At 42.6% G+C, this 21,843-nt stretch carries 15 protein-coding genes; 12 read left to right on the forward strand and 3 right to left on the reverse strand.

All coding sequences use genetic code 11. The features are described from left to right. Nucleotides 1-42: 42 nt before the first annotated feature. The 6 genes from cysN (at nucleotide 43) to DYD21_RS16430 (ending at nucleotide 8,155) form a co-directional block, all read left to right on the forward strand. Entirely contained in the window at nucleotides 43-2,031 is a 1,989-nt protein-coding gene (cysN, locus tag DYD21_RS16405) for a sulfate adenylyltransferase subunit CysN (RefSeq protein WP_116038095.1), read from the forward strand. Nucleotides 2,032-2,117: 86 nt separating this feature from the next. After that, nucleotides 2,118-3,164: a sugar-transfer associated ATP-grasp domain-containing protein gene (locus DYD21_RS16410; protein WP_116038096.1), complete on the forward strand. Its 1,047-nt coding sequence runs from the start codon at nucleotides 2,118-2,120 to the stop codon at nucleotides 3,162-3,164. Between the two features lie 10 nt (nucleotides 3,165-3,174). Further along, nucleotides 3,175-3,780, forward strand: coding sequence for a sugar transferase (locus tag DYD21_RS16415; RefSeq protein ID WP_116038097.1), 606 nt, complete (start codon nucleotides 3,175-3,177; stop codon nucleotides 3,778-3,780). A gap of 1,284 nt (nucleotides 3,781-5,064) precedes the next feature. Continuing rightward, on the forward strand, nucleotides 5,065-6,129 hold the full coding sequence (locus DYD21_RS21245) for a hypothetical protein (RefSeq protein WP_199535574.1): 1,065 nt from the start codon (nucleotides 5,065-5,067) through the stop codon (nucleotides 6,127-6,129). An 83-nt stretch (nucleotides 6,130-6,212) separates the two neighbouring features. Continuing rightward, nucleotides 6,213-7,250: an NAD-dependent epimerase gene (locus DYD21_RS16425; protein WP_116038098.1), complete on the forward strand. Its 1,038-nt coding sequence runs from the start codon at nucleotides 6,213-6,215 to the stop codon at nucleotides 7,248-7,250. 164 nt (nucleotides 7,251-7,414) lie between these two features. Further along, the gene (locus DYD21_RS16430) at nucleotides 7,415-8,155 is read left to right on the forward strand and encodes a YdcF family protein (RefSeq protein ID WP_116038099.1); all 741 of its coding nucleotides are present in this window, start codon (nucleotides 7,415-7,417) and stop codon (nucleotides 8,153-8,155) included. A 601-nt stretch (nucleotides 8,156-8,756) separates the two neighbouring features. Here the strand turns inward: DYD21_RS16430 and DYD21_RS16435 are convergent. Continuing rightward, nucleotides 8,757-9,485, reverse strand: a complete 729-nt coding sequence (locus DYD21_RS16435) for a porin family protein (protein ID WP_116038100.1) — start codon at nucleotides 9,483-9,485, stop codon at nucleotides 8,757-8,759. 317 nt (nucleotides 9,486-9,802) lie between these two features. On the opposite strand from DYD21_RS16435, the gene DYD21_RS16440 reads away from it, so the two are divergent. The 3 genes from DYD21_RS16440 (at nucleotide 9,803) to DYD21_RS16450 (ending at nucleotide 15,291) form a co-directional block, all read left to right on the forward strand. Further along, complete coding sequence (locus DYD21_RS16440; protein WP_116038101.1) at nucleotides 9,803-11,146, forward strand: DegT/DnrJ/EryC1/StrS aminotransferase family protein; 1,344 nt, start codon at nucleotides 9,803-9,805, stop codon at nucleotides 11,144-11,146. 266 nt (nucleotides 11,147-11,412) lie between these two features. After that, the gene (locus DYD21_RS16445) at nucleotides 11,413-13,410 is read left to right on the forward strand and encodes a nucleoside-diphosphate sugar epimerase/dehydratase (protein WP_158607335.1); all 1,998 of its coding nucleotides are present in this window, start codon (nucleotides 11,413-11,415) and stop codon (nucleotides 13,408-13,410) included. 756 nt (nucleotides 13,411-14,166) lie between these two features. Further along, nucleotides 14,167-15,291, forward strand: a complete 1,125-nt coding sequence (locus DYD21_RS16450) for a glycosyltransferase family 4 protein (RefSeq protein WP_116038103.1) — start codon at nucleotides 14,167-14,169, stop codon at nucleotides 15,289-15,291. 119 nt (nucleotides 15,292-15,410) lie between these two features. Here DYD21_RS16450 and DYD21_RS20915 read toward each other — a convergent pair whose 3' ends face one another. Then, nucleotides 15,411-15,677, reverse strand: a complete 267-nt coding sequence (locus DYD21_RS20915) for a hypothetical protein (protein ID WP_147303625.1) — start codon at nucleotides 15,675-15,677, stop codon at nucleotides 15,411-15,413. 802 nt (nucleotides 15,678-16,479) lie between these two features. Here DYD21_RS20915 and DYD21_RS21330 point away from each other — a divergent pair. From DYD21_RS21330 to DYD21_RS16470, 3 genes are all read left to right on the forward strand, one after another. Next, nucleotides 16,480-17,070 (forward strand): Arc family DNA-binding protein, encoded by a 591-nt coding sequence (locus tag DYD21_RS21330; RefSeq protein WP_233505569.1) that lies wholly within the window; start codon nucleotides 16,480-16,482, stop codon nucleotides 17,068-17,070. 195 nt (nucleotides 17,071-17,265) lie between these two features. Beyond that, on the forward strand, nucleotides 17,266-17,679 hold the full coding sequence (locus DYD21_RS16465) for a VOC family protein (RefSeq protein WP_116038104.1): 414 nt from the start codon (nucleotides 17,266-17,268) through the stop codon (nucleotides 17,677-17,679). 769 nt (nucleotides 17,680-18,448) lie between these two features. After that, a complete protein-coding gene (locus DYD21_RS16470) occupies nucleotides 18,449-18,700 on the forward strand; it encodes a hypothetical protein (protein WP_116038105.1) in 252 nt (83 codons plus the stop codon). 314 nt (nucleotides 18,701-19,014) lie between these two features. Here DYD21_RS16470 and gghA read toward each other — a convergent pair whose 3' ends face one another. Then, nucleotides 19,015-21,360 carry a glucosylglycerol hydrolase gene (gghA, locus tag DYD21_RS16475; protein ID WP_116038106.1) on the reverse strand — a complete coding sequence of 782 codons (2,346 nt, stop codon included), beginning with the start codon at nucleotides 21,358-21,360 and terminating at the stop codon, nucleotides 19,015-19,017. Between the last annotated feature and the right edge of the window lie 483 nt (nucleotides 21,361-21,843).

Here is a 21,843-nt window from a genome sequence, read left to right on the forward strand (position 1 = left end):
AACTCAGCACTAAACACTGAGCACTCAGAACTATAAAAAATTATGAGCACAGACAACGGCAAGAAACACAACCACGAACCCGAAGATAACAAATACCTCGACATGGACCTTCTTCGCTTTACCACGGCGGGGAGTGTGGATGACGGAAAGAGTACGCTGATCGGGCGTTTACTTTATGATTCGAAATCTATTTTTGAGGATCAGATGGAGGCGATCGAGAAAACGAGCAAGAGCAGCGGGGAGGAGGAGGTGAACCTGGCGCTTTTGACGGATGGCCTGAAAGCCGAGCGGGAGCAAAAGATTACGATTGATGTTGCCTACCGATATTTTGCAACGCCCAAGCGGAAGTTTATAATCGCCGATACGCCGGGGCACACGCAATACACCCGGAATATGGTAACCGGAGCATCTACGGCAGAACTGGCTATTGTTTTGATTGATGCCTCCAAAGGAGTTCTCACTCAGTCGAGACGCCACGCGTTTATCTCCTCTCTGCTGCAGATTCCGCACCTTGTTGTGGCGGTAAACAAGATGGACCTGGTAAACTACAGTGAAGATCGCTTTAACGAAATTGTGAGCGATTTCCGTGATTTTGCTAAAAAACTGGAGGTAGATAACATCACCTATATTCCCATTTCGGCACTGAAAGGGGATAATGTGGTGAGCAAGACGCGGACGAAAGGGGGCGATGAGTCCAATCACATGCCATGGTATAACGGCCCGACGCTGCTTCACCATCTCGAAACAGTAAAAGTAGATGCGTCGCATAATGTGATTGATTTCCGCTTTCCGGTGCAGTATGTGATTCGGCCGAATCAAAATTTCCGTGGATTTTCGGGAGCAATAGCATCAGGAAGAATTAAGCCGGGAGATGAGATTACCGCGCTTCCATCAAAAATATCAAGCCGCGTGAAAGAGATTGTCACCAAAGATGGAAATCTTGAGGAGGCACTGCCAGGAGATTCTGTTGTGCTGACAATTGAGGATGAGATTGATATCTCCCGGGGTGATATGATCGTGAGAAAGAATAATGTACCCAAGTTGACGAACACGTTTGAGGCGTATCTCTGCTGGATGAGTGACGAGCAGATGGAGACCGGCAAGCAGTACCTGATCATGCACACCACCAAGACGACCCCGGTTTATATCGATAAACTGGTATACAAAATGAATGTGGACAGCCTTAGCCGTGAAGATGCTGATCATCTTAAACTGAATGAAATTGGCCGCGCGAAATTTACGACGGCACAGCCTCTTTTTATTGATGCGTACCAGGTGAACCAGCGAACCGGGAGTTTTATCATTGTGGATCCCGCCACGAATGTAACTCTGGGTGCAGGTATGATTCGTGCAGTCTCAACAGAATCCAATGGACGGGGTGAAATAACCGACGACGGCAGACAGAAGGCCGGTGGACCTTCGGCCGACAGTCCTCCGACCTCCGTCTCCCCGAACGTCGTTTGGGAGCCGTGGAACATTCCTCGCGAAGAACGTGAGAAACGGAACGGACATAAAGCAGCAGTGATCTGGCTGACCGGGATTTCGGGTGCAGGGAAAAGCACGATCGCCAAAACCCTGGAGAAAAAACTCTGGGAGGATGGGAAACAAACCGTGCTGCTGGATGGCGACCAGGTGCGCCACGGACTGAATGGGGATCTCGGTTTTAGTCCGGAAGATCGTACGGAAAATATCCGGCGGGTGGGCGAAGCAGCCCGGCTTTTCTTTGAACATGGAAACATTGTTTTATGCACATTTGTGTCGCCGTATGCGAAAGACAGGAAAAAAGTCCGGTCACTGTTTGGTGAAGAACGGTTTGCTGAAGTGCATATTCACTGTGACCCCAAAACTGCACAGCAACGTGATCCGAAAGGACTCTACCAGAAAGCAAAAGAGGGTGAAATCAAAGGACTGACAGGGTATGATGCCGGTTATGAAACTTCAGATGATTGTAAGCTGACCGTGAATACCGATGAAACTAATGTTGAAGATGCCGTGAAGGAGATCCGTAAATTGCTGAAAGAGATGATCTGATTTAGTCAGCCAGGTGAACATTAAAAAGAGATAATTCACCTAAAAGTGCTCAAATCAGTACATTTACATTAAATAAGCAATTGTATATGAAACCATTACAAACACATACTAAGTTGAAGCCAACCGGAAATAAGTTTTCAAGAGTGTTCTATCTTGGATACTACCTTAAAGAGCTGGACCGTATCAAGTTTCAGAAATTTCTTGAATTTACATCTGAAAAAACCGGAAAAGGGAAAACTGAATTATTATCTGACATTCTATCCTCCGTTTTTAAGTACAATATTTCGATCCTGGAATATTTTCAGTTTCATTTTTATGATTTATCCGACAAAGAGCGCAGGGAGTGGGCAGGTACCGGCCATATGTATGAGTATCAGCTGAGGATGAATCCAAAAGAGAAACGGAAGATTCTGGATGATAAAACGCTCTTTTACAGAAACTTTGGGGAATTTTTTGTCCATGCGGTAGCTGATCAAAAAGATTTGGTAGTGAAACCTGAACTTGCAGAAAAGATTCTGTCGAATCCTTCCGGAAAGATTGTTTTTAAAGCTGCTGCAGGAAAGTGCGGAGCTGAGGTCGAGATTCGAAAAACATCAGAATTTAATCCGAAAAGCCTGGTCGAATTCATGCAAGATCATGACTATGACTTAGTTGAAGAATTTATTATTCAACATTCTGAAATTAATAGAATGTCCCCCTCAGCGGTGAATACAATCCGAATGATTACCGAACTCAATGAAGAGGGTGAAGTTGAACTATTGGGTTGCCGTTTCAGAATATCCGTTGATTCGCACGTCGATAACATGGCTGCAGGGAATCTTGCTGCAACGATTGATGAAAAAACCGGCCGGGTAACCGGTAAGGCTGTATATAGTGATATTACAAAGCCAGACGTTGAGTATCATCCCGTTACCAATGTCAGAATTACAGGTTTTCAAATTCCATATTGGGATGAGATTGTTGAAATGGTTAAAAGGGCAGCCAAAAAACACCCTCAAAACCGTTCTATCGGGTGGGATGTAGTACTTACAGAAAAAGGTCCGGGTCTCATTGAAGGCAATCACGACTGGTGTAAACTGTTATGGCAGCTTCCTGAGAAAAAAGGGATGAAGTCGAAATTAAAACTCGTTTAATTCGGATTACATGTACTCCGGTTTTCTAAAAAGAATTTTCGATTTCTTCGTTGCATTATTGGTTCTGCTACTCATTTCTCCCATTTTTATAATCGTTGCAATACTTCTTTTCTTTCAAAACAGGGGCAGCGTTTTTTTCTTACAGGAACGGCCGGGTTACCGCGAACAGCCTTTCCGGATCATTAAGTTTAAAACCATGACGGATGAAAAGGACGATGAAGGAAACCTGCTTCCCGATGTAGACCGCATTACCGGACTGGGCCAATTTATCCGAAAATATTCGCTTGATGAACTTCCCCAGCTCATTAATGTTCTGAAGGGAGATATGAGCCTGATTGGTCCCCGGCCGTTACTGTTTAAATATATACCACTCTATTCTGATGAACAGCGCAGAAGGCATGAAGTACGCCCGGGAATTACGGGATGGGCCCAGGTAAATGGAAGAAATTCGATCAGCTGGAGTAAAAAATTTAAGCTGGATGTCTATTATGTGGATAATGTATCGCTGAGTCTTGATTTCAAAATTTTCTGGCTCACGATTCTTAAAGTCGTCAAAAGAGAGGGGGTTAACCAGTCGGAAGCTCGCCCGATGCAGCCGTTTGATGGATCGAACTAACATAGAGTTCTAAATCATTCTTAATGAAAGACGATTGCTAACTCAACTTCCGCAACATTTCAAAATCTACTTTAAACCTCTTTAAACTACGCTCTGTAGTGCTGCATTTATTATTTTTATAGCAGGATAAGCTTTATGCTCAGTCTGTCATTCCAGCCCGTCTTTGGGTGTTATTTTCGGTCCCTTTGAATTCAATCTGAATTCAATAAATTACATTGGGGTAAAAATGGGTTTGCCGCCTTGCAGGGGTACGGATATATCGCACCTACGGCGCTCCAATTTTTCCTGCTCGCTCAATAACCCAAGGCCACCGCTGCGCAGTGACTTTGGGCTACGGACATGACGCACCTAAGGTGCTCAGTTTATGCACTTTAACACAGATTTATTTACACATAATTTTTAGGCTACATATCTGTCACTTTCAGTATTATTTTTGAGGTTTAGATAATTCGATTTAATCAAGGGCATTCACCTTTTTATGATTACAAGCCAGCCCCGTTTAGGGGCGTCATGTCCGTGGGGTATAAGGATGCCCCATCAAAAAGAAGCGCCGTAGGTGCGATATATCCGCGCCTCTGCAAGGCGACCACTCATTCATCGGGCACAATCCTTTTACGATAATCTTTGATCTCTTGAGAGGCATTGAATACGACTCAGTCCATCTGTTTGAATTTTATGACTGAGATTGAATTCAGAATCTGAAGGATAACGCCCTTTTTGAACTGATTTTAGTGTTATCCAATAAATAAAAATCGAATTCAGGTTTGAAGTAAGTATCGATTTATAATCTTGAAGACAGAAAAACACGAAGGATTTACGCAGTGCTTTAGGTAATTTATTCTCCTGAAAGAATATTTGTATTACCAGTCACTATAGAAAAAAGAATCCAGTTTGTAAGAATGACTGGAACCTGCAGGAAAGTTTTTGGGTGAAAAATTCCGGTGCGTTTTATGAAGACTTCTGGTCATGCGGCATCTCCCACTTCTGGTTCGAAATTTTTAACTCCGCCGGTGATGAACTGTTTTATGCGAAGACGTGAGATCACGGAACAGGGTCCGCGATTACTTGTAAAAAGAGTACGCACCTGTTGTACCTTCTGGTGGTTTCGGTTCAGCGAACCGAGCCACGAATGAACATCTGTGGTATCAAAAAAAATGCCTCAGCATGAAGTAGATCTGCGGCCAGCTGATATATCAAACTGAGTTAAAAAATACTCACAAGCGATAACAGGAAATTGGTGATGGTATTTAATATTATTGGTCTTCTAAATAAAAAAGACAAATCATGAAAAATATATTAGTCACTGGTGTTGGCGGCCCGACTCCGAGATCATTTGTGCGTGCCGTAAAAAAGTTTGGCGGAGATGAAGCGAGTAAGTATCGTTTTATTGGTGTGGACTGTAATTCGTTAGCCTATGGCCTATACGATAACTCCCTGTTTGCAACCAGTTATGTGGTGCCAAGGGCAGATGATGATCGTTACTGGAATAAAATCAATGAGATCATTGATCAGGAAAAGATAGAAGCAGCAATTGTTCTTCCTGAGGTTGAGGTTCTTGAATGGGCGAAATCTTCGGAAAAAATAAAAAGTGAAATTAAAGTTCACCTCCCTGATTATACCCTTGCCAATACATTAGTGAATAAACATCGCTTGCATGAGATACTGGGAGAAACATCATGGGTGCCAAAGTTCAGAAAAGTAGATCCCGGACAGTATAATTTTAAAAAACTGTCAGATGAAGTGGGGGATGAATTTTGGATCCGAAGTACAGAAGGTTCAAGCGGACTCGGTTCGCTGAAAATTGAATCCGAATCTTCCCTTGCCCAGTGGATTTCCATTAATGGAGGTGTGAAGGAGTTTATCGCAACAGAATACCTGCCCGGGCGGAATATGGCGTGCAAGATGCTCTATTTTGATGGGAAACTGGCCAGAACTGCATGCGCAGAGCGGGTCAACTACATTATGGCTAAGGTAGCCCCCTCCGGAATTACCGGTAATACCTCTTTTGGCCGACTGATCAATGAGCCCGGGCTTGTAGAAATATCTGAACAGACTCTGGATTATATCTCAAAAGAGGCAGGCAGTGAGCTGAACGGCATTTTTACGGTAGATTTTAAGGAAGATACGAATGGTGTTCCAAAAATTACGGAGATCAATATCCGGCACGTGGCGTTTACGTCATCTTTTGCAGCTGGCGGCGCAAACCTTCCGATGGATACGTTAACGTACCTGTTTTCCGGATCGTTAACTCCTGAACGTGTTGACTACACATACGAAAAGGGGCTGATATTTTTGAGAGATGTGGATTCTCTTCCGCTGGTTATGAATGAAAATGATCTGCTCGGGTAATAATATAAAATTGACCGGTTTTGGATGTTCTACTCATGTACAGATTTAAACCGGCAGTTATCTATATCAATTTTTAGGCAATTATGAAAAAAGTATTAGTTACCGGCGCCGCCGGGTTTATTGGGTATCATCTCTGCAGACGACTCATCAGCGAGGGATACGATGTGTATGGACTGGATAATCTGAATGATTATTATAGCACCGACCTGAAGTGGGGCCGGCTGGAACAGCTGGGTACGGGCAGTGAATTTTTTGAAGAGATAAATAACGGGAAATTGGTGAAAAGTGAGAATCATGAAAACTGCTCATTTGTTAAAGCAGACCTTTCCAGCCGGGAGTCGGTGGAGGATTTGTTTCGTGCTCAATCCTTTGATGTGGTGATTAATCTTGCCGCCCAGGCTGGTGTTCGCTACAGCCTGGAGAATCCTCATGCCTATACTTCATCAAATGTGGAGGGATTTTTGAATATCCTGGAAGGGTGCAGGCACACAAGTGTAAAGCACCTGATATACGCCTCATCAAGTTCGGTTTACGGAGCAAATGCCGAAATTCCGTTTCATACTGCCGACAGGGCGGATAGCCCGGTCAGCCTGTATGCCGCCACAAAAAAAGCGAATGAGATGATGGCTTATACCTATTCCCATCTCTACGGAATTGCTACAACAGGGCTTCGTTTTTTTACAGTTTATGGCCCCTGGGGGCGTCCCGATATGGCTTATTTTAAATTTGCAAACCTGATGCGCAATGGGAAGCAAATTGATGTATACAACAATGGAAACATGTCCCGCGATTTCACATACATTGACGATATTGTAGAGAGCATTAAGAGGCTGATTCCGCGTCCACCCAAAAACTCTGATAATGGTGATGAGGCGCCTGCAAACCTGTTTAACATCGGGAATGGGTCACCGGTGAATTTGCTGGAGTTTATTGAGATTCTTGAAAAAGAACTCGGCATGAAGGCTGAAAAAAACATGATGCCGATGCAGCCTGGTGACGTAGAAAAGACCTGGGCTGATGTGGATGATCTTTTCGAATACATAGATTACCGTCCGGAAGTGGGGATTGAGGAGGGAATTCAAAGTTTCGTGAAGTGGTATAAGGAATATTACGGGATTTAAATGCAGGGAGAGCATAGTTAGTATTGGGTAGCAGGTAGCAGGGGGATTTCTCTCAATTTATTTTATATTCATCAAGATATTGCAAATCTTTACCCGATACCCGATACCCGATACCCGATACCCGATACCCGATACCCGATACCCGATACCCGATACTACTTCATATGATTAAATTTTTACTTGACCCTTTCAATATTCTCTGGCTGTTCGTATTGACAGGGTTGGTGGCATATCTCTTCAAAAAAAGAGCGATAGCAGGTGCTGTTTTTATCATTTCCGGTGGGTGGTTTCTTTTGATTTCGACCCCGCTGGTTCCGAGCTTTTTATTAAACTCACTGGAAGATCAGTATGAACCAGTATCTGTGGCTGCTATCGCTGACGTACAAGCTCCGTACCACATTGTTGTGCTTGGCGGCGGCCACGGTTTTGATGACCGGCTCCCACCCAATTCTCTTCTATCACTGAATGCACTTGGCCGGCTAAATGAAGGGATCCGGCTGCACAGGCAGCTACCTAACAGTATGCTGGTACTATCCGGCTACTCTTCCAGCGGGAGGACAACCCAGGCTGAAATGCTTCGTAATGCCGCAATTCTGCTGGGCGTTGAAGAGGATAAATTGTTGATCCAGAAAGAACCGGGAAACACCTATGAGGAAGCCGAAGTTTACGCAGAACGGTTTGGAACAGGCCAGCCTGTAATCGTAGTCACAAGTGCAGCACACATGCCTCGCGCGGTAATTGTTTTTGAGAAATTTGGCATTACGCCACTTCCATCACCCACAAACTACAGACTAAAAGGGAGCTGGAAGAGAAAAAAGCTCTCACTCCCCGCATTGAATAACATAGACAATTTAAGAATTAGTTTATCTGAGCATGCAGCGATCATCAGAGAAAAATTCAGGTAAGGATTTATCAGTTCTTATGTTGATTTATACACGAAATGAAAATGTACCCGTATAGTCAATAGCTGGTAGATTTGTGTACAGTAGATGATCTTAACTTACGGAATGACCTGAGTTCTATTGTTAATTCATGAATATAAAAGCCTCCCTTGTTAGGGGAAACTACTTCATTAATTATTTGAAGAAATTACTAATCGTATTATCATTGACGCGACATTAGCACCATTGGTGCGGCATATCCGTAGCCCCAGGCCACTGCAAAGCAGTGGCCTGGGTTGCGAGCGAGCATGAAACATGGGAGCGCCTAGGTGCGAAATACCTGTAGCCCAGCATGACGACCAACCCATCTTTACCTACCTACAATGTATATTGTTGAATTCAGAGTTGAAATAATGCCGCCCCGAAATGGGACTGGTTTCAAACCCTGCCTGAAAAGGGGAAAGCCGATGTGGCATCTCTGTACTTAAAATGCCGATAAGAATACCTGTAGAACCTATCTTTAGATAAAAATTAGATCTTAGAGCTATAGGCTGTTTTACCGGTTTGAAAAGAAGGTCGCCTGGAATAGACTGATTCCAGGCAAAAAGAATTTAGAGCCTAATTTTCAAAGCATTAAATAAAAGGAGAAAACTGCACCCATATTGTGAGGCTTGAATGAAATTGCATCCGCTGAACCTGCGTCAAGAACGGAGAGCATCAATCTTGTTTCAAAGCCAATTCTGTTATTATATCCATGCTCGAGACCGGCACCTATAATCAGGCCGGCATCAAAATCGGAATATTGGTTTTTGACGTCATTTGAAAAATCTCCTGAGAATTCAATTCCAATCGGGGCTCCGGTATTAGATCCTGAAAATTGAGCAGACATCAGGTAGCCGCCAAATACTCCGCCGGTGAGATGATAGGTAGTGCTTGAATAGGGGCGGCCATAAACAATTCGCTCTGGCGGTGTTGTCGTCAGCTGAAAGAGAATGGGGACCTGTATATAGAGAAGATCCGTCTCGCTAACCGTTTGAAAGTTAAATCCCCTGAGCTGAAATCCTTCTTCATAGCTTGCACCCATGGTAATCAATGAAGGCTCAATCTGTAAACGGAGACTTTCACCTAACCATTGTCTGAACATCAATCCAGTTTCAATACCTGATGTAGGGTTCGGAGTCAGCGAAAGGTCGATATCACCGGATACAAATCGAAAGTCGTGAAGGTGTGAGGTCACTGCAGGCCCGACTTTTACGCCAATTCCAACACTTTGTGACTGAGCTTCCTGCACGAAAAAAGGCAATGTTAATATTAAAAAAAGTATAGATGATGAAAGTAATCGAAATTTGTTCATTTATATAAATCTTATCTATTCAATAAAATATTGAAACTTCTGCTATGATAACTGGTTGAGTTACATATAGACCAGTATGAGCATTCTGTTCCATATTCTGATTCACAAATGCGTATGGGGTTTGTTTTTGCATGTACAAGTATATGAAATATGTATACATTCACAATACCCGGAAAAAAGTATAAAACAGTATTGTTTTCTCAGTACAAGCAATAATTATTTCTAAGGTAACAATTGCCCGATTAATTGTTAGTTTGAATTAGTTAATTTTTTGAATTAAGCCAAATTCCTGAAGAACAAATAATTATTTAGTATACATGCCAGATCAACAGAAACGAATTTATCTCTCATCCCCGCATATGGGTGGCGGAGAGCTTGATTACATACACGACGCTTTCGAAAAAAACTGGATTGCACCGCTGGGTGCGAATGTGAACGGATTTGAAGAAGATCTTGCCGGGTATTCAGGAAGAGATCAGGCGGCGGTGGTAACGTCAGGAACAGCCGGAATCCATCTCGCCCTGATTCTGTGCGGTGTGCAGCCGGGTGATGAAGTTTTCTGTCAGTCGTTTACGTTTACAGCAACAGCAAACCCAATCCGTTACCAGGGAGCAGAACCGGTGTTTATCGATTCCGAACCGGAAACCTGGAATATGGATCCCGATCTGCTGGAGGAGGCTATTACAGATCGTTTGGATAAAACATCATCCCGGCATCAAAAAGAATCCGATAATGCGGACGAAATTGATAAAAACAAAAGTAAATCATCTCTGACCGGCAAATCCAAAAGTGAAAACAACCGTCCGGGGATGCCTAAGGCGATCATTGTGGTCCACCTGTACGGGATGCCGGCAAAAATGGAACGTATCCTCGAAATTGGCCGTACATACAATATTCCTGTTATTGAAGATGCGGCTGAAGCACTTGGCTCATCCATTAACGGTAAAAAGTGCGGTTCATTCGGCAAACTCTCCGTCTATTCGTTCAACGGGAATAAAATTATTACCACATCTGGCGGCGGTGCCCTGCTGGGTGATGATGAAGAACTGATCAGCCGTTCACGATTTCTGGCCACGCAGGCGAGGGATGATGCGCCGCACTACCAGCACTCTCAGCTCGGCTACAACTATCGAATGAGCAATATCACGGCAGGAATAGGACGCGGACAGATGCAGGTACTGGATCAGCATGTTGAACTTCGCCGATCGAACCACAACTTCTACTTTGAAGCGCTGAACGGGGAGTGGGCAGATACTGATTTTAAAGATTTACGTGAACGTTTTGGAAGCAGCTCGAGCAGTTCGTCAAATCAAACGGGTATGAAAAAGTCCGGAATCTATTTTCTAAAAGAGCCTGAAGGGTATTTCAGTAATCGGTGGCTGACCACGGTACTCATAAACCCAAATGAAACGGGAGGAATCACACGGGAAGATATCAGGCTTAGTCTGGAAAAGGAGAATATCGAGTGCAGACCGCTATGGAAGCCAATGCACCGCCAGCCGCTTTACAATAATTCATCATTCTATAGTAAGGGGGGAGATGAAACAAGTGTGAGTGAATTTCTGTTTAAGTATGGACTCTGTTTGCCATCCGGCAGTAATATGGCAGATAGCGACAGGCAAAGAATTATTCACGCCATGAACAGGGCTTTACGTAAATGATGGCGGTGATAATTGTAAAGGTATAGCCGTTCTGTGGCGGCCAAAGAATATTATGATGGTGTTAAATCGTTCTTAATTATAATATTGTAATTCATTCTGCTGGTATAATTAAATAAATTGTTAGCAGTATAATTTTTGATTAGACAATTAATGAAGTTTAGGTATAAACGCTGCAGAGAGTTTTTCAATAAATCGAAAGCACAGCCAATTAAAAACAGGCATATACAACAACTGACAGTATCACGGCCAGGATGAGCGAGCAAAACATGGAAGTAGAATCATATAAAGTTAAATACAAATACATCAATCGTTTTACGAGAGGACTGTTTTTTCTTGCGGGAGATACTTTTGCACTCCTGATTTCAGCGGCAATGGCATTTTTAATCCTCTCACCTTTTAGTCTGGCAGCCAGGCCTGTACCGGTTGAGTTTACCGCGATGATGGTACTCTCGATTTTGGTCGGCCTTGCATTTTTCAGAATGTATGTGGTGAACTGGCGTTACATGAGTCTCCGTGAACTTGTGCGGATCTTTTGCGGTGTTTTGTTTGGGGGATTTACGGCTCTCGCAATTTCTGAAATTTTTCTATCACCGGGCAACTTCGAGTATGCATATACGGCGTTGACGATGCTGAATGCGTTATTACTTGTTGGCGGGTTTCGGATCAGCAAGCGGATGTATATCGAGCTGGTATCGGCACCGAAGAAGCGCAAAAAACATACGATTATTTTTGGCGGAGAAAGTGAGGGTGAGCAGATCCTCAGGGATATCCTGAAAAACGAGCACTGGAATCTTAATGTGCGCGGAATGTTCGATGATCGCATTATGCCGGGACTGCTGTTGCACGGAACCCGTTTTCTTGGTGGTAAAAAGAAAATGATGGAGTATATCCGGGAACACGATGTGGATCAGCTGATTGTAGCCTTTCCTGAAATTCCGAAAAAGGATCTGAAAGAAATTATTGATGAAGTAAAGTCTATCCGTCCGGATATGGATATTAAAGTACTCCCTTCATTTCACTCGCTTTCGGATGACCCGGTTGGAGTGAAGCATATTCGTGATATCAGTATTGAAGATATCCTGGGACGGGAGCCGGTAAATATTGATATGGACACGATTCGCAATTCAATCACCGGTAAGACCGTGCTGGTTACCGGCGGCGGCGGTTCTATTGGTAGTGAACTGGTTCGGCAATGCGCAAAACTTGATCCCGCCAAACTGGTGATGCTGGATGTAGATGAAACCGAACTTTTTCATGTCGAAAATGAACTAAAGAGTTTGAATGCAAACCTTATTCCCTGTGTTGCCAGCGTTGCAGATAAAAATAAAATGGATCGCGTGATGCGTGAGTTTGAACCAGATGTGATATTTCACGCTGCAGCCTACAAACATGTGCCGATGATGGAAAGCTTTCCGGATGAGGCTATTCGCGTAAATGTGGGCGGAACTCATGTTCTTGCCGAACTTGCATGTAAATACGGTGTGGATAAGTTTGTTATGGTCTCTACCGATAAAGCGGTAAACCCCACCAATGTAATGGGTGCTACAAAGCGTGTAGCTGAGGAAATTTGCATGTCGTTTAACGACATCTGCAACACGAAGTTTATCTCGGTACGGTTTGGAAATGTTCTGGGTTCCCGGGGTTCGGTGGTGCCGCTGTTTATGGAGCAGATATCTAATGGCGGACCTATTACGCTAACCGATTCCAGGATGAAGCGATATTTTATGACGATACCCGAGGCAGTACTGCTGGTTATGCAGGCCGGGTCGATGGGTGACGGAGGCGAAGTATTTGTTCTGGATATGGGTGAGCCGGTGAAAATTATTGATATGGCGAGAGATCTCATCCGCTTACATGGTCTTGAGCCCGATAAGGATATCCATATTGAGGTGACCGGTTTACGACCGGGTGAGAAGCTTTTTGAGGAATTGCTCAACGCTGAAGAGGGCGTGAATGAAACCGATCACAAAGAGATCTTTAAAGCGATCTGTATTCGAAAGCTTGAAAAAGATCAGCTGGATGAAAAAATCGGCAGAATGTTTGAAATGATTCATAAAGGTGATATTGCGTCTATTCGCGGTATGCTCAAAGAAATTGTTCCTACATTTAATTACAGGGGTAAAACAAGAAAACTATCAGGTAAAAATCTTTCAGAAAAGGCGAAAGAGTCCGACAAAAATACCCACGGATCTAAAAACGGACACGCTATATCTAAAGAAAAATCAGCTATAGAAGAGGAAGAAGAGGCCTCGGTTGTACATTAAATTAAAGCGGTTTTAAACTATTGGTTCTGAGTTTAGAAGTGTCCATTTCTTGTTGTAAAGCTCAGCAGATCATCCCCCATTGTCTCCTTCGAAGGCAATGAAACTAACTTAGATTTCTTTCAAAGGGAACCAAATTAGCAGATATACCCAAGATCTTTTATCAACTTTTAAATAATCCGGCCTTTGATTACTGAAGGAGGTGCTTGGTTTGCGGGGAGTGCATGTGATGTTTGTAAAAACTACCGGCCAAATCTATGATTACTGACGCTAAGTGATATGGACCTTTGTTTTTACATCGCAAAACGGACCGCAAATCCCGACTGAAGGAATCATCAGCCCGGCGGGTTTTGGGTACTTTTGACCGTTCAAAAGTACCAGGAAAAGATTTATAAATTTGGATTTTGTTAGTGTCATTAACTTCGATGGAGGACACTCTATGATAAACTCCATATCGACCAAAAAGGTATGGTATCCAACTCTTCACTTATTGTTGGCAGGTTCAGTTTCTTACGGCAGCCCGACCCACCTTTTGTTACTCATAACATGAAATTATTAGCAAAATTTAATGGTAAAACAGGGGTTATACGCTTTTTTACCTAAGAGTATAATTTTATTTGAATCTAAATATCCTTAACTATAGACAAATAAGACAGTTTAATCACAGCTGGGAGTCGGTACCACAGGAACAAAGGTAGTGCAAGACAGTAAAGACTACACTGGTAAATCAGGGAATAAGAGCAAATACATCAAACAATTATGAATCTGTATGATTTAATGCTGATCATACCTGCCGTACTTACGGCGTATGTAATCAGCTACATAGCCATGCCAGCTGTTATACGAGTGGCGAAGCTGAAAAATCTGATCGATTCCCCGGATGGTATCCGAAAATTACAGGGATCAGTCGTACCGACTTTGGGAGGCGTCGGTATAATATCAGCTTTTATTGTTTCCTATTCTGTATGGGGACAAGTGGTGAGTATTCAATCATTTCCTTATTTCATCGCAGCTTTGTTTATTCTTTTTCTGCTGGGTGTCAGGGATGATATTGTACAATTAACACCGTTTAAGAAACTGGCTGTTCAGCTGGTTGCTGTTCTAATCCTTGTCTATGGAGGCGGAGTTGCACTAACAAGCTATGGAGGGGTACTCGGCTATCAGGAAGTATCGTGGGGTGCAGGGACCGTCACATCCGTTGTAATTCTGATAGCGATCATTAATGCTTATAACTTGATCGATGGGATAGATGGCCTGGCCGGCGGGGTGGGGTTAATCGCTTCAGGTATACTCGGGATATGGTTCTGGGGTGCAGGTTTTATCAGTCTGGCGATTTTATCATTTTCACTATCCGGCGCCCTCGTTGGGTTTCTGGCATACAACATGTTTCCGGCAAAAATCTTCATGGGAGATACCGGAGCTATGTCGATAGGGTTTATTTTAGGGTTTTTATCTCTAGAATTTTTAATACTCAACCATGGCCTTTCCGGGGAAGCCTGGCATATAGCGAACGGAGAAGTACTGGCCGTTGCGATTCTCATAGTACCGATTGTAGATACACTGCGGGTAATAATGATTCGGGTTATTCGCGGGGTAAGTCCTTTTAATGCTGATCGCAGTCATATCCATCACAAGATGATAGATATGGACATTTCTCATCATCACTCAGCATTTATTCTCTGGCTTGTGAATATCCTTATGATCGGTGTCGCATACCTGACAATGCCGATGGAAGTTCATCTGCAGCTTGGGGTTGTTATCGGATTGGGGCTGTTGATTCTGCCAATTATTCAATTATCAATGTTTTTTGTTCACAAAGTCTTTCATATCGAAAGTGAAAAAACAAAAACAGATTCTTCTGCAGCGACGTACGAAACGAATTGAAGAGATTTTAGTCAAGTATCAAAGAGGGCAGGTTCACAGATGCAGGCATAAATTCGAGGATACGCCGGCATTAGTATGGTTGTGATTCTTACAAATATCTGCCGTTTTAACAAATAGTACTAAGAATTACTGTTTCGTTCACTGATTTCAGTGTCCGCTTTAAGAGAGTAGAGCAAATCATCAATCATTCCTTTCTCGAGTGCACCTAAAAAGAGATCTTTGAGTGACCGTGAGAGTATCAGTGAATGAAGAAATAATGCTGAGCCAAGAGCCAATCCAGCAGGTAAGGGCCAATTCAATAATGAAATTAGCAGGGTAATCAATACGAGGGAGACTACGGATACTGTGCCGTAATAATGAATTTTATACCTGTTAAATCCTGTCATGCCTATGGGGTATTGTGTTCTTGTAAGGAGAGAATACACGTTATTTCTTAATGGATTCTCTTAAGCTGATTCAATGTTAATAAATTCTAATGTTAATTAAAAGTGGTAGATTCGATTCTAATATTGTACTGCAATTGACAGGTGCTGCTATTTTTCAATTGCCTGATTTCAATGAGAAAGCTTGCAGATCTACTCCTTATTGAATGATAAGTGGTTTAGTTCCCCGATTATCTTGGGAAAAAGATAAATAGGCCCATTTCCCATTTGGGAGAAGATAGAAACGATCCGGACAGCTGTCGAGAGAGCAGGGGGATGCCCATCATAATCAACCATAGTTCAAAACTTGATTCATAAGCAAAAAGATCATCTCCCCATTGCCCCCATCCCAAAAAAACGTGCCTATGGCAAAACGGGACAATTCATAATCGATAAAAATTTATGGATTATAAGTTGACACATTGAAGGCTCTGTCTTGAGGTGGTTCATTGTCTCGTTCGAACTTCTGACAGGAAATTATGTTCAGGTTGGAGGGCGTAAAAATCACATTCATCTTTTGAGCCAGCTTTGGAGAAAGGCTGCTCAGGTGACATGGGTTCAGCAAGTCAAACAGGGTGCATCCAGATGAATTATAACAATCGAGGATTTTTTTTAATGAACGATATGTGTGGAATTAAGCTGTCTGCCTTCGCCCAAGCTGGGTCTGCCAGATGGGGTTATTTACATGTCATGTGGCCTGCCCTCTTGCAATATTTCCCCTTTTAAGATGGTTTCATATTTACACCATAACGAAACTTAAAAGATTATGCCAAGTATCACAGTCAAAAATATACCAGAGCCTATTTACAAAAAGCTAAAGCAGCAGGCAGAAGCACAACATCGAAGTATGAACAGCGAGATTATAGCCTGTTTGGAGCGATCCGTCGAGCCGAAACGTGTTTCTTCTGATGAAATTCTCCGTCAAGCACGGATGATGAGAAAAAAAGTCAGAGGAAGCTTGTCTGCTGAAGAAATTGAAAAGACCATGATTGTTGTTGATACTAACATTCTCGCTCATTTTTGGTTACCATCAGACCATACTGAACTGTGTGATCAATTATTTCAATGGGATCCGGATTGGGTTGCTCCGGTTTTGTGGAAAAGTGAGTTCAGGAATGTTGTTTTTCTTTACATGAGAAAAAAACTCATTGATCTGTCTGAAGCATTACAAGTCTCTGAAAAAGCAGAAAATCAGATGAAAGATCGGGAGTTTCATGTAAACTCAATTCAGGTATATAATTTTGCTGAAAAATCTGATTGTTCTTCCTACGACTGTGAATTCATCAGTCTCGCAGAAGATCTGGATACCAAACTGATAACCATGAACAAGCAGATTCTTCGTTCGTTTCCTGAGTGATCTGCTAAACCATTGGATGTTCTTAACCCATAATATCGCCACATAACACCAAAGCGGCTCAAACGGACGAATTTGCAGTTCGGGGCTTTTGAAAGTTGGTTGCCCCGCCGCTCATATTTGTCAAACCGTTATGTGCTTTTTTGGAAAACAGTGAATTTGTGTAAAAATTAAGTTTTTGAAATCGTGTAAATTGCTATGCCTCAATTAGTAAAACAGCAAATAGGAATTGTTGCCATAGTCGTAGAAAACTATGACGATGCGATCGAGTTTTATACTCAAAAGCTTCAATTTACTTTGGTAGAAGATACCGATTTAGGTGGCGGTAAACGTTGGATTCAAGTTTCTCCGCCAAACTCAAATGGCACAAATCTTCTTCTTGCACAAGCTAGTTCAGATGAACAAAGACAGGTAATAGGTAATCAAACTGGTGGTCGTGTGTTCTTGTTTCTACAAACCAATGATTTCTGGCGTGATTATGAGGCAATGAAATCAAAGGGTGTGGTTTTCACCGAGGAACCTCGAGTAGAAGAATATGGCACAGTTGTAGTTTTTCAAGACCTGTATGGCAACAAATGGGACTTATTACAACTAAATCGAGCACCCAATTAGTACGGACATAACAAAACGGCTCAAACGGACGATTTTTGGGTTCGGGGCTTTTGAAAGTTGGTCGCCTCGCCTATTAGCCGCCAAACCGTCATCACGCGTTGCACGATGTTGTTGATTGGTGCTCCTTTGGACTGATTTGAAAACCAGGAAAATGATATCACGGGTCAACTTAATTAGAAATTGATTAGATCTTCAAAGCTAATACCTGATTGAAAACAAGATCATTCAAAAAGATTGAATCCACACAAAATGCCATCGAGCCGGTAAGTTATTCATGTAGAAATACCTGATATAAAACATCTTTGTTTTAATGCATCTGCTTTAAGCTTACACCATGTTGAACCTCTTTTGAGATGCCTGAAAAAATAAAAATTGAACTATATCTAATGTTTTATGTTTTAATGCCGATAAAACAGAAAGAAATACGAATTATATGTGATAGTTAGCTTTTTTAGCTGTTTAAGCAATAATTTGGTTTCGGTTTACACATGTAGTTGTATGCTTAAATGTGAATTCACGGAACATATAGTTTCAGCATGTATAAAAATCGTTATAATAGTTTTCTAAACGTGTTGAAATGGATGATCAGTACAGTTTGCAGAAAGATTTATTCAAACAATAAAAGACAGGCTGTATTGGTTAAAAGTAGGAGATGAGAATAATTTGTAAAATTTCATTATCTTATCTTGTACGAATATTCTAAATGTAAGATTGCATTAAGAAGTAACAATATTTTACAATCGTAGTCTGAAAAAATCAAATATTAGTCATGAATATTAAATTCGTTAAACGGTCTCAAATTAAATCGAGTAAAAGAAGGTCATCAAAATTTAAACCGCTGATGGATGCTCTTGATAAGTTAGAACCGGGCGGGCAGGCCGTTGAAGTTTCTTATTCGAATGATAAAAGCGTAAACTCCATGCGCACTGCTGTTTATCAGTATAATCAGGAGAATAACGTGAAGATTAAAAGCGGTAAAGATGCTTCAAACAAAAAAATCTACTTTTACCGCGAAAATTAGGAAGCTGCTTCCTGTTTTTTAATAATTTTATAAAAGCCGCTGCAACAGCGGCTTTTATTTTTTGGAGCGTAAATCTTTGACGCTGCACAAAAATATTATCTGGTATAAAACTTTTCCTCATTCCGGTGTTCTGAACTGGAATGGTTTTCCATGAAATTTTTCCTGGTTCCGGTGCTCTGTGCCGAAAGGGTTTCCCATAAAGCTATATCTCGTTCAGGTGCTCTGCACCGAAACGAGAAACCATAAAGCTTTGCTTTTCAATTAAGCAAAAATGGCAGATGCCACACCGTGATGCCGCATGAGTTTCATAAACTTCAGGAACGTTCAAAGAGTAAACCCTGTGAAATCGATAACCGGATCGGTTCGGAAATTTCTTTTCTCGTTATTGACGGAGTGGAGCAGGCAACAGACCACTTGTTTGGATTTTTTACCTGGGGAATTAAATCTGCCGGGACGATCTGTCGCGGCTGCCCTTCCATGTTTGCCACAAAAACAATTTCCTTGCCTGATTCTGGATCACGTCTGTACCCGTAGTAGATCACTGTACCGTGTACGGGTTCAGCATAGGTAAGAAAATCATCATCCCGGAAGTTGTACCTAAGCCAGGGGTTTTTTGTCCTGTACTTTCTGATTTCCAGATTAAACGCAGCTTTTTTACTGCTAACGTACTCAGCATGGTTATCTACATTGCAGTAACAATTCAGGTCCTGCATCCAGGCATCAACAAATTCATCGAGCATTTCCCGGGTCCACGTCTCTTCGCAATACACGTTGATCAACTTCAAAATTTGTTCTGGATCATTATCCGTGCATTTTACGAAGGAAAGCAGCGCTTTGGTAAAACTTCTAAGTTCATCAAGTGAATGAAATCCCATACCTTTCAGCCTTTTAAAAAAACGGGATTGCCGGAACTCGTTTCCGGTTACCTGCCAGTCAAGGAAATAGGCTTCTTCAGCCGTTACCTTTAGTGCGTAATTGGAATCCGTATCGCGTATAAAGCTCCAGGGAGCATGTCCCAGTGCGTGGAGAAAGTCCATCGGCACGCCGGGCAGGAATCCGTGCATCAACAGTGTGGTAGAAGGATGGTTATAGGCATTATTCATCACCATTTTAAGGGAGTTTCCCAGGTGTGAATTCACGGTAACTGAATTGGGATCTGCCTGCGTGCCGCGCCGGATTGTATCATGGTTCGCATAACCGCTGATCCACCTTTCCCCATATTTCATAACCTCTTTCAGGCGCCACATCTTTGAAACCCAGTATGTGTATGAATAAGGAGTGTTGTATGCAAATATGGTTGGAGCCCATTGAAACGCGTGTTCCTGCTGGTTGTTTACCTCAAGGTAAGATGCTGCAAGCTGCCAGTCATCGCGCGGCCAGGGACGCCCGTCTTCGAAAATCATCCAGGGGCGGTAGAGTGTACCGCAATTTCTGACAGTGATATCGCTCATCTCCTTCAGAAAATCGTTGTCATAGAGATGTTTTTCTTTTTCTTCATCATAATATTTAAAATCGTGTGATGCATCTACACGAATTCCATCAAACCCGTACGCCATTTTACGCCGGAGCATCTCAAGTACTACTGCGCGTATCATCGGATGTCTAATCCGAATTTCCCGGCCGTAGGTTGAGGGTCCGGTAAAATATAGACTGGGCAGCAGTTGGGTTGCAATATCATCAGCATGGCCATAAACAACGTCGAGGACCACTTTAACAGGATCGGGGGATGTATGAAGCGTCTCTATCAATTCAAGCAATTCTGACGGCCTGCCGGTACCGAGCAGAGAGGGATTAACTGCGGCGGATCCAAATAATGATATATCATATCCCCAGTTGAGAACACCGGGCCGTTTTAGACGTACTGTAACCTCTTCACCATCTTCATTTGGCTGGTGAATCGGATCCCAGAACGTGTGGTTATCCGGATGTTGTACAACGGGATCGAGCGGCATCAGCTCAACTGCATCGAAACCGCATAAGTTTTTTTCATCCGGTGTAAGTTCATTGCCGCTTCTTAGTTTACGAGCCACCTGTTTGAACCGGTCGTTCAGGGAATAGAGTGTACCCGGTTTGGTTGAGGTTTGAACATGTAGTTCAAGCAGGTTTACGGAGTTGGGAATACGATGGTTATTTTCTTCGGAAAGTTCATCAGAAAGTTGTTCGTAATATGTTGAATCGGCTCTGTTCTTCAACATTGTGTCAATGTCATACACCTCGGCAGGTGCGAATACGCCATAAGGAAGTGAAGCTGCCATCGGGTCCCTGATAATCTCTTCCCTTCCCGATTTAAATTTAACTTTAACCTGGTAAAGCGCACCAAAGGATTCTTTGTCGCCGGAAGGAACACCATTTAAAACAGTAAGCGCAAATTCATCTTCCAGCAGAACCGGAAATGTGCGGTATTGAAATGAAGCATGTTGTTCCGGCTTGTCAAAATTCAGATAACGGGTAGGGAGATATAGCTGAATTTCTGCAGATTCAGCATCTTGAAAGTCAGGGTTCCAGAACAAAAAATAGGTTTGTAATCCTTTAGGTTTGCAGCCAAGTCTCTCTGCAATTTGGCGGGCACGATTCAGTGAAACTGGCGGCTGGATGAGAGGTTTCAGGTCAAAGGCGAACTCTCGTGTAGCCGATGGATTATGGGAAATGGGATGTATCATGGCAGATATTAGGCAGATTCCGGTTAACGTTTACACTGCAGCGATAGCTCGGTTCAGGTTCTATTTTAAAATTTTCGATATCGTCCAAAAATGCATCAGGAGAATGGAGTTCTCGTTATGCCCTGCTGAACCAGGATTCGCTCACATTTAAATCCTATTTATTGGCAATGTCACCCTACTTTGCAGGATTGCCAATAGGCTGGTAGTTCAGATCAAGTTCTTTTGTGGACAGTCCTGGAAAATTATACCCATAGACCTTGACCAAGTGGTAGTTTGATTGTTTTAAAAAGCTCCTTATTGACCTGCATATAGTGGCAGGTTCTAATAACAGTGTGTACAGCATTACCGGATCAAAAAGCAGAATCTGGATGGAATCCGGCAGATGGCAGATAATGACTGCCGGTATCAAGTAAAGGGTACCAGTCCTAATAGGGTCATCGGATGAGTTATCCCTGATTCATGTACCAATCCGGTGCAACTCGT

This window comes from Rhodohalobacter sp. SW132, assembly GCF_003390325.1.
Taxonomy (GTDB): domain Bacteria; phylum Bacteroidota; class Rhodothermia; order Balneolales; family Balneolaceae; genus SW132.